Here is a 10,645-nt window from a genome sequence, read left to right on the forward strand (position 1 = left end):
GGCATGAAAGAAATCAAAGAGATCCTGAAAGCCTATGCTTTTGCAGTGAAGAACAATGAAAAAACTGCCTTGGCAACCGTCGTAAAAGTGGATGGTTCTTCTTACAGGCGACCCGGTGCAAGAATGCTAATTACTGAAAATGGAGAATTAACCGGGGCAATTTCTGGAGGATGCCTGGAAGGAGATGCTTTAAAAAAAGCCCAAATGGTAATCTTCCAGCAGCAAGCTTTGCTAGTCACTTATGACACTACGGACGATGACGATGCCAAATTTGGTGTAGGATTGGGCTGCAATGGAATCATTCATATTCTGATCGAGCCGATTGATGAAAGCTACGAGAATAACCCCATTCAACTGATCAAATCCTGCGTTAAAAACAGGGAATCAAAGGTGTTGGTAACCTTATTTGATTTTAAGCATAAAAGAGCCGCACAACCAGGGACGTTACTACTATTGGACGCTCAAAACACAAGTTCTAATAAGCAATTTGACCAATTACACTCTGCAATAAGAGCCTTTATTTTAGAGGAAGCAAAATCGGTAATCTCTACTAAAAAACCTTCAATCCTTCCAGTTAATGAATCCGAGTACACTGCTTTTATTGAGTACATGGCTCCCGCTATCAAACTGAATATATTGGGTGCAGGAAATGATGTGGTCCCACTAGTAAAATTGGCGGCTATAATGGGCTGGGAAATTAGCATTGCTGATGGCCGAAGTGACTTGGTAACAAGTGCTCGCTTCCCAGAGGCGGAAGAACTTATTATAGGAAAAGGAGAGGAAGTAGTTGGAAAATTGGACCTTGACAGTCGAACGGCTGTGGTACTAATGACCCACAATTTTAATTACGATTTGGCAATTTTAAAAGGGTTGTACCCCTATAAATGTCCCTATATCGGAGTATTAGGGCCGAAAAAAAAGCTGATGAAGTTAAAAGAACAGCTATCGCTAAATGGGATAAATTTTCAAAAAGGGGAAGATATAGTAATCTTCGGTCCTATGGGCCTTGATATTGGTGCTGAGGGCCCAGAAGAAATAGCCCTTTCTATCCTATCTGAAATAAAAGCTGTGATGACTGGAAGTATGGGTGGCTATCTCAAATCAAAAGATGGGCCTATTCATAATTATTAACACAGTTTCGATCAAAAAACCTTAAGGTGCTTTCCAAATGCCTCTGCCAATAGGGCCATTCATGCGCCCCTTCAAATTCCTCGTACTCATGAGCAACACCCAATTCCAGCAATTGAGCATGCAGTAAGCGATTGCCTTCAATCAGCCCATCCCCTTTACCACAGTCAAAGCGCAAGGCAGGAATAGAATTGAGATTTTTCCTTATTGAATCGATCACATCATTGTCGGCATGCATTAAATCATAGGCATCCAGAGGCTCCTCAACAAAACCCTCCATTTCGGCAAATTTAGTGATGGCACTGTGTGCAGAAATGGCCTTGAAAACTTCTGGAAACTCGGCACCCAGCCTTAAAGCGCCATAACCTCCCATAGATAGACCGCCTATTCCAAGCGGAGATTTTTCGCTTGCAGAGGTGGTATTCTCATAAACAGCTTTTGGCACATCGGAGACGATCCACTGCTCAAAATCCCAGTCCTTATGCCTCAGATAACCTGAGCCATCTCCCCATAATCCATCTGAAGGCATGGCCAGAATGGCTGGTCGGATTTCACCAGAATCCATCATCCTTTTGGCAGTATGGTGAGCGCCACCCTTCATTGCCCAAACCCAAGAGCTCCCATAGACACCGTGAAGCAATATATAAATGGGCAGATCGGCAAGTGCATCCGTTCCATCAGGCACAAATAGACAAATGTCTCCCCTCCCTTTAAGGTTTGGGGTTTTGACAGTAAGAAAGCGCAAACCGTCCATTCCAAAAGTGTTGTCAGACAATTCGCTGGTTCTAAAGCTACTCATGGTATAGGCTAATTTTACTTAAAAACGATTACTCCTTTTGCATTCTTTCCTGCAAGCATGTCATCAAATGCTTGTTGTAAATCCTCCAGCGCATATTCTCTGGTGATCATCTGATCCAGCATCAATTCACCCTTTTTGTAAAGTTTCATGATTTTTGGAAAATCAATTTGTGGCCTACATTTACCATAAAGGGGATTGATATAGACTTTATCCCATTCAAATAGCCTCATGTCTATGCTTATTTCTTCTTCTATACCACTCAACTGAACTGCTGTTCCAGCATTCCTTACCATGGCCAATGGTGCAGCACCCAAGGCAGGAATGGCCGTACACTCAAAAGCATAATCTGAGCCTCGCCCTCCTAATAATTCCATTACTTCTTTAGCCGCAGCCAACAAACCTATGTCTGACTTGTCCGCAAGAATCGTGTCTGTTGCTCCGAATTTTCTTGCCAAATCCAATTTTGGAGGGTTGACGTCTATTGCGATAATTTTAGCTGCTCCTGAAATTTTACAGGCGTTGATCACGTTCAGACCAACTCCCCCGCAACCTAAGACCACAGATGAGCTTCCTGCTTCCAACTTTGCCGCATTAACAACAGAGCCAAAACCTGTCATCACACCGCAACTCACTATGCTTGCTGCCGAAAAATTAAGTCCAGGCTCATCCACTTTCACCACTGCTGCCTCTTTCACAAGTGCATACTCACTTAGGGTCCCAAGATTAAATGAGCGCTCAATGCTTTTTCCGTTCCATTGGCTACTCTCCAGGTTGGCATGCCCGGGGGTATGTCCATTTGCTCCAGCTACAACCGGTGAATTGTTCTCACAAATGTGCTGATTCCCCTCCTGACATTGAAAACAATGCATGCAAGGTGTCGCCCAATTAAGAATCACCTGATCCCCTACTTTGAGCTCTTTTACAGCCGATCCAAATTTTTCTACGATTCCCGCGCCTTCATGGCCCATCACAAGAGGCTTTCCCCAATTGAGTGAATCGTAATCCGTATGGCAAAGTCCTGCAGCCTTCATTTTGATTAAGACTTCGTCCTCTTGAGGATCAGAAAGGTTGACCTGAGTAATAATAAAAGTCCCGTCCCCTTTGGCTACAGCACTTTTAGAAGTAATTGACATGGTGAGTTCGTTTTGGGATAATAGTAATGATAAATCTAGTGATAAAGATAGCAGTCTAAATAGATAATTTTATCTAACATCTGCTAAATCTTGTACCTCTATTTGTGCTTATTCCCCCTTGGCTTTATGTGAGGTTCTTCTGGCTGAAGAAAAACGCATGATACTTTGATAATCGGAGTTATTGTAAATATGTGACAGTCCCCATCGAAGAATTTCAGTAGGTTCCTTTTCTGAATCCACATTGCGGTTCAAGCCAATGGCATGAGGTGCTCCTTTGATAGAAGACATAATTTCAAAATTGATCCCATCAGGTGCCCATTGGATGGTGTTTTTTTCCGGCCCATCTGTGGTGATTAAAGAAGCTATTCCACCATTGTACGGCCAAACACATATCTCATGTCCACTATTGCTGATGGGGTTGTAAGGAGATTTGATATAGGGTCCTTTTGGATGGTCTGCTATTGCCAGTCCATGTCGGATCTGTCTACCTCCAAAAGTGATCTCCTCCCCCATTTGTTCTCCTTTGTAATAAAGGTAAAATTTGCCTTTATAAGGAAGAATACATGGATCATGGACTTTATGACTGTCAAAGTCCCCTTTTTTCTCTACATCAAACCTATCCTGTTCTTCCCCTTTCCAAATGCCATTGTTTGCAGGACTCAATATAGGTTCAGTACTTTTGGTCCAAGGACCATCAGGTGAATCAGACCAGGCTAGTCCAATTTGATTTTTCACCCGCACATTGTAGGGGGATTTCACTGTTTGATAGGTCAGGTAATACATATCCTCATGCTTCATGATCTCAACGGTGAATACCGAACGGTCATCATAGGTTCCTTTTCCCCCTCTGCCTACTGCCATTCCTTCTTCCTTCCAGGTCCAGCCATCTTCTGAAGTCGCATACCAGATATCGCACCTATCCCAAGGGAATACTTTGTCTTTTTCAATGTCCCCGGCAAATCCATCCGTTGGTCCAGTACTTTTGGAGTACCAAACATAGTATTTACCATTTTCAAATAGCATGGCACTTGGGTCTCTCCGAACTATCCCTTCTTCATAGGCCAGATCCCCTTTCAAAGGTTGTAAACCTGAGAATTCTATAAACCATTCATTCCCTATATCCGGCCAGTTCAGTGCGCGCTTGGATGCGGCACTTAGGTGATCTGCATTTGTAATCCCCAATTTATCCATCTGCTCAGGGCTGATTGCTGTTTCAGTCTCCTCTTTTTGACTTTCAGAGTTTGGTGTAGACTGACATGATTGAAATAAAAAAACACTTAAAGCACAATAAATAAGTAATTTATGATCCATATTTAATTATTTTAGGGCTGTACCAATTGTTAATTTGGAGTAATAGTAAAACTGAATGTACGGCATTAATTTACACTTATTTATTTGGTCAATAAAAAGTGAACCCTAAAAATTTCGCTAGGGGAATTTGCAACTACAGGGTTAAAATTAGATTTATGAAAAATTCACTGCTTAAAAAAAAAAAATAAACTATGGCTATTTTATCATTTTATTCTCTATCCAGCTTTCAATTTTCGAATTTCATCTGCTAAAACAGGTATATTCTTTTGAATTATTCCCCATAACATCCCCCGCTAGGTGTAGTTTGCAACTACACCTAGATATCCATCAGAATTACATTACCTCCGAGGCTCAGGGTAAAATAGCCTTAAAACCATAATTAATGTGCATTTCAATGACAATCAGTTATTTTGAAGGTGTGGGAGAAGCTTATCAAATAAGATATCAGGAACTGTCCTATTTTCCCGCTAGGTGTAGTTTGCAACTACACCTAGATATCCATCAGAATTACAATTACCTCCAAGGACCCAGGTAAAACGGCCTTATAACAATTTTAAATTGGCAATTCAATGACAATCAGTTATTTTGTAGGTATGGGAGAGGCTTATCAAATAAGAGATCAGAAACTGTCCTATTTCCCCGCTAGGTGTAGTTTGCAACTACACCTAGATATCCATCAGAATTACAATTACCTCCAAGGACCCGGGTAAAACGGCCTTATAACAATTTTAAATTGGCAATTCAATGACAATCAGTTATTTTGTAGGTATGGGAGAGGCTTATCAAATAAGAGATCAGGAATTGCCTTATTTCCTCACTTTCCAGGTGGTAGGATGGGCTGATGTTTTTACAAGAAAAAGGTATCGAGATTTTGTTTTGGAAAACTTGACTTGGTGCCGAAATGAAAAGGGCTTGTACCTTTATGGTTACGTTATCATGAGCAATCATATTCATTTGCTGGTACAGCAGAAAGATGGCAAGCTTTCTGAATGGGTGCGTGATTTTAAAAAGTTTTCCAGTAAAAAGTTATTGAAAATGATTTTGGTTAACCCGAAGGAAAGACGAAAGGAATGGCTGAAGATGATTTTCGAATTTCATGCAAAGTTCAACAAACGTAATGAAGAAATACAGTTTTGGACCCATGAAAACCATGCTATTGAATTATTTGGGCCAGAAATGATTGCGAGTAGGATGACCTATATCCACCAAAATCCGGTTAAAGCAGGAATAGTAGATAAGCCTGAGGATTATCTGTATTCAAGTGCCAGGAATTATGCTGGATTAAATGGGCTTATTGAATTAGATTATTTATGAGTACGTGCTAATTTCACCATTTCTTATCGTCAAAGATATTGGGGTGTAGTTGCAAACTACACCCAGAGACAAAGACAATCACTTATTAAACCTTTCAAGAGCGCTGATGTTTTTACAAGAAAAAGGTATAGCGATTTCATTTTGGAAAACTTGACCTGGTGCCGAAATGAAAAGGGCTTATTGAAGGGGATTATTTATGATTACGTGCTAATTTTACCATTTCTTATCGTCAAAGATATTGGGGTGTAGTTGAAAACTACACCAAGCACCCCCCAGTACAAATTTTATGATAATATTATAGGTCTGACACTAGTCTAGTATAATGATTTGAGCGAATTTCTCCGACAAGCTCAAGGACGCCTGTCAGGTCCTTTTCCAACTCCTAAACCTAACAAAAAGAGTTCACAGCGTCAATATTTAATAAAAATCAGATTTCATAGAATTATCAACCGATTATCTGAAACATTGATCCGTAAAAAATCGTATAAACCATGGAACCCAAAACATACTTAACCATGGATACCATTCATAAAATAGAACATTGGGCAGATTTACATCATCCAAAGTGGATCGATTTTTTTCGAGTTGCCTTAGGATTATTTATTCTTTATAAGGGTATTTTATTCATCTCCAATACAGATGCTCTTATGAACCTAATACGAGAAGCTGATATCAGTTTTTTCCATATGGCATTGGCCCATTATGTTTCCTTTGCTCATTTGGTCGGGGGTCTTTTGATCGCAATGGGCTTGCTGACAAGATTGGCTATAATCATCCAAATCCCCATATTATTGGTTGCTGTTTTTTTTGTAAACATTGAACAAGGTTTTCTTTCGGTTTCCAATAACCTTGAATTTGAGATTTCCCTGTTGGTACTCTTACTGCTGTTTGTCTTTTTGATATTTGGATCAGGAAAATTTTCGGTGGATAGTTTCATGAAAAACCACCCTCATTGGTAAAATATATCATTTCCTGTAACTCCGCTTGGTGTAGTTTGCAACTACACCAAAATATCCGTCAGAACTACAATAACCTCTTAGACTAAGGGTAAAATAGTCTTATAACAATTTTTAATTTGCAATTATATAACAATCAGTTATTTTGCAGGTATGGGAGAACCCTATCAAATAAGGGATCAGGAACTGTCCTATTTTCCCGCTAGGTGTAGTTTGCAACTACACCTTTATATCCTTCAGAATTACAATCACCTCCAAGGACACTGGTAAAACGCCTTATAACAATTTTTAATTTGCAATTATATGACAATCAGTTATTTTGCAGGTATGGGAGAACCCTATCAAATAAGGGATCAGGAACTGTCCTATTTTCCCGCTAGGTGTAGTTTGCAACTACACCTTTATATCCTTCAGAATTACAATCACCTCCAAGGACACTGGTAAAACGCCTTATAACAATTTTAAATTGGCAATTCAATGACAATCAGTAATTTTGTAGGTATGGGAGAGGCTTATCAAATAAGAGATCAGGAACAATCCTATTTCCTCAATTTCAGGTGGTAGGATGGGCTGATGTTTTTACTAGAAAAAGGCCTTATAGAAGTGGATTACTTATGATTGCGAGCAATTTTACCATTACTTATCGTTAAGGATATTGGGGTGTAGTTGCAAACTACACCCAGACACAAAGACAAACACTCATAAAACCTTGCAAGAGGCCTATACCTATCCGCATAATAGCATTGAGATAAATAATCCACTAGTTTTGACTAAAACAAATACTACCAAAATAAGCCATGAAATATACTGCGGCCTCTTTAATTCTCCTTTATTTTTTCTTGTAACAAGCCTTCAGGAACGGAAAGGATTACAGCGAATTTGGAAGACCTGATAATTGACACCCTTTACCTGGAAAAAGATACCCTAACCAAAAATCTTGGTACTGATTTCCGCTATTTTGACACTGATTCAGGAGCCTTTCTTCTTACATTCACCCAACACAGGCTGCTTCAATACAGTTATCCAGAAGGAAAGCTAGTCCACAAACAAACTTATGAAACCGAAGGCCCTGATGGTATAGGGTCTTTTATTTCAGGACATTATATCGATAAGAAATACATTTACTTACTCTCACATGGAAAAGAATTGATTCGAGCCAATTATAATGGAAAAGTACTTAACCGCTGGCCCCATCCCGAAGTGGATCCTGTAAGGAAATATGCCAATTACTCAAGCATGGGCTTTAATAGGCTTCAAAAATCAGATGACAAACTTTTTTTCGTCGACATACCCTATGTAATAATGGATGGTTTTGAGACCTATGACAAATGGGGTGTAGTTTTTAATACCAAAACCCAGCAATTCTCGCATTTTAACTTTTTATATCCGCCAAATATACTGGATTTCAAAGGAGATGACCAACTAGGGCTTTACAGCCATATTTACCTGCCACAGATCAAATCGCATGTGATTGGCTTTGCTATTTCAGATTCCCTGGTCATCGTACAAAATGGGGAACAAAAGAAAGCATCCGCCGCAACTGTAGAAAATATTTCCTTTAAAAAGGGTACCACCCAAACCAAGGGGGAGTTTACGGTTTTCCATCCAAACCACGAAACCAGTAAATATGGAGGGCTGGATTATGCTGAAAATGCTGAAAAAATTCTCCGATGGGTAAGGATAAAAGGCCCCTCTGAAGACAATAAAGCCCAGGAACGACACAAACTTTTGGTTCTTAACAAAGACTTGCTTGTAGAGGCTGAAATGGAATTTGACACCGACAAATGGGGCAGTTATGGTTTTAACACACTTGATGGGTATGCCCTGCCTTTTTATAAAGAAAGCACAGATGACATTGTTGCTTTTGTAATTGTAGATTTTGGAGTGATCAAATAGTGTAGCATTTAGAAAGATTTTACTATTTTTAATCTAATAGACTACAAAATATTGTTTAAATCCTGCCTACAAACAATCGCCATAATGATAAATCTTTTTCAAGTCATTTTTGGCAGCATTTCTTCGTTAGTAATTAGTCATTCATCAAATCTTTGGCTTGTTGTCGAATTTCCTCTTGTGAATTATCTGTAAATTCACTTTTTTCGGCACGCTCTAGCTTTGCCCTAATCCATTCAATCTGCGCTTATGATTTTCTTACTTTTCTGAGTAAATCGTTTTTTAATTGACTTTTACTTGAAAATTCTTGACTGTCAACTTGTTCTTTTAATCAAGCGTCATTGGGATTTGTAAATGAAATACTCTGTCTTGCCATAATAAATACCCTTCAAACAATAATGGTGTAATTACACATCATTTATGAACCAAATGCAAGATTTAGGATTGAGGCTGATGAAAAAAATATTTAATACTACATGCAATTTATTAAAATTCAGATGGTTAAAGATATTAGGGTAGTTGCAAACTCTTAGGACATAATTGTCACAAGCAATCGAATTCACCAACAACCTTAAATAACATAGCGTTGCCAATTGCTCACAGCTGGAGAATAACGGAGATGAGTAAAAACTATCGAAGTATTTTAAAAATACCTTTGGAAATTAAATTACTAATTTAATGTGTGGAATGTGAATTAAGCCGATTTATTCTATGACAACTAATCAAAAAGGAAGATAATATATTCTTATCTTTTATTTAGCCAAAGATGTATTGATTTAAATTGATACTCTTCATTTTATATATGAGAAATAATTTATATGTTAGTTTTATTATCTAACATGTTAAACCTATTATAGGTATTTGAATGTAGTTTTGTTGGCCAAAAATATGACCACATCATCTTAAAAGCCACCTTTTGTGTTTTCCTTCTAATATATAGGCATACAATTAAATTATTTATTATAAGCGGTTATAACTTCGGATTAAAAAAAAATATTGAACATGTTGAGAAATGGAATAATAGGATTAGTATTAACTCTAAATTTAATGCTATTTTTCTTTGCTTGTAGACCTTCTATTTCAGATAATGAATCAGTGCGTTTTTCAAAGGTAGTAAATGTTAAATCTTTATTTGACTCTATTAAAACTGAACCAGCATTACTTCTGGTAAGGCAATTGATTTCAACCAATAAAAACGTTGTTGCTTTGGGTGCAGATAACAATCTTCTCTTCGATGTTTTTGATTCACATACAGGTGAATATAAAGGTGGATTTGGGAAGGAAGGTGAAGGTCCAGATGATTTCAGGAATGCTTTTCCTTCTGGTCTTAATTTTTTTAATAATCAACTTTCCATAGGTGACCTTTATTCAATCCGCAAATTTAGTGATTTTGATAATCAATTTTCAAATAATGGAAATATTAAGGCAAGTCAGAATGTTAAATATCCAAGTACATATATTCCATTAAATTCCCCATTTTTCCTCAATGATTCAATTGTCTGTGGACAAGCAGATTTTTCAAGTAAACAACTTTCTTGTTTTAATATCAATACTAAGAAGACATTTGATTTAATAGATTTTCCATTGCTCAGAAAGGATGTTCCAGCTAGTGCAAACTACCATCTTTATCAAAATAAAGTTAGTATTACTCCTGATCAAAAGAAAATTGTTTTTGCCTATTCGTTTTTTCCCTTGATAAAAATATATGATACTGAAAATAAGGTAGCGACCAATATTCATTACAAATCTAATGTTGATCAAAAAGAAAAAGTGGAAGTTGGTCCTGATAATATGACAGTTAATGTTTTTGATCTTTTCACTTACTATTCAAATATTGCTATTTCTGATAATTTAATATATGCTTTTTACCATGAAAAGGAATTTTTGCCCATAGGAAATAGTGCTGAGGTTCATAGCAAATCCCTTTCGGACAAAGAAATTCACATTTTTTCATTGGATGGAGACCCTGTGGTTAAGATTATTTTGGAAGACTGGATGCGGCTATTTACCGTGACACAAGATGATGCTTTTTTATATTTCGTTCATCCTGAAAAAGAAGATTATTTATTTAGATTCTCATTAAAAGACATACTATCTTAATGTGAAATCAG

At 37.7% G+C, this 10,645-nt stretch carries 8 protein-coding genes; 5 read left to right on the plus strand and 3 right to left on the minus strand.

All coding sequences use genetic code 11. From position 1 onward, the window contains the following. The first annotated feature begins 3 nt into the window (after positions 1 to 3). Positions 4 to 1,131 (plus strand): XdhC family protein, encoded by a 1,128-nt coding sequence (locus AC0L7T_RS15185; RefSeq protein WP_473336225.1) that lies wholly within the window; start codon positions 4 to 6, stop codon positions 1,129 to 1,131. Here AC0L7T_RS15185 and AC0L7T_RS15190 read toward each other — a convergent pair. From AC0L7T_RS15190 to AC0L7T_RS15200, 3 genes are all read right to left on the minus strand, one after another. After that, positions 1,115 to 1,927, minus strand: coding sequence for an alpha/beta hydrolase (locus tag AC0L7T_RS15190; RefSeq protein WP_473336226.1), 813 nt, complete (start codon positions 1,925 to 1,927; stop codon positions 1,115 to 1,117). The two genes, AC0L7T_RS15185 and AC0L7T_RS15190, sit on opposite strands and share 17 nt — an antisense overlap. Positions 1,928 to 1,941: 14 nt before the next feature. Continuing rightward, on the minus strand, positions 1,942 to 3,060 hold the full coding sequence (locus AC0L7T_RS15195; RefSeq protein ID WP_473336227.1) for a Zn-dependent alcohol dehydrogenase: 1,119 nt from the start codon (positions 3,058 to 3,060) through the stop codon (positions 1,942 to 1,944). 108 nt (positions 3,061 to 3,168) lie between these two features. After that, the gene (locus AC0L7T_RS15200; protein ID WP_473336229.1) at positions 3,169 to 4,371 is read right to left on the minus strand and encodes a glycoside hydrolase family 117 protein; all 1,203 of its coding nucleotides are present in this window, start codon (positions 4,369 to 4,371) and stop codon (positions 3,169 to 3,171) included. 744 nt (positions 4,372 to 5,115) lie between these two features. On the opposite strand from AC0L7T_RS15200, the gene AC0L7T_RS15205 reads away from it, so the two are divergent. From AC0L7T_RS15205 to AC0L7T_RS15220, 4 genes are all read left to right on the plus strand, one after another. Continuing rightward, entirely contained in the window at positions 5,116 to 5,685 is a 570-nt protein-coding gene (locus tag AC0L7T_RS15205) for an REP-associated tyrosine transposase (protein WP_473336230.1), read from the plus strand. Between the two features lie 515 nt (positions 5,686 to 6,200). After that, positions 6,201 to 6,644, plus strand: coding sequence for a DoxX family protein (locus AC0L7T_RS15210; RefSeq protein ID WP_473343376.1), 444 nt, complete (start codon positions 6,201 to 6,203; stop codon positions 6,642 to 6,644). 876 nt (positions 6,645 to 7,520) lie between these two features. Next, complete coding sequence (locus tag AC0L7T_RS15215) at positions 7,521 to 8,537, plus strand: DUF4221 family protein (protein WP_473336231.1); 1,017 nt, start codon at positions 7,521 to 7,523, stop codon at positions 8,535 to 8,537. A gap of 999 nt (positions 8,538 to 9,536) precedes the next feature. Next, positions 9,537 to 10,634 (plus strand): BF3164 family lipoprotein, encoded by a 1,098-nt coding sequence (locus AC0L7T_RS15220; protein WP_473336232.1) that lies wholly within the window; start codon positions 9,537 to 9,539, stop codon positions 10,632 to 10,634. Positions 10,635 to 10,645: the final 11 nt, after the last annotated feature.

The sequence above is a fragment of the Cyclobacterium sp. 10D3-21 genome (assembly GCF_055809755.1).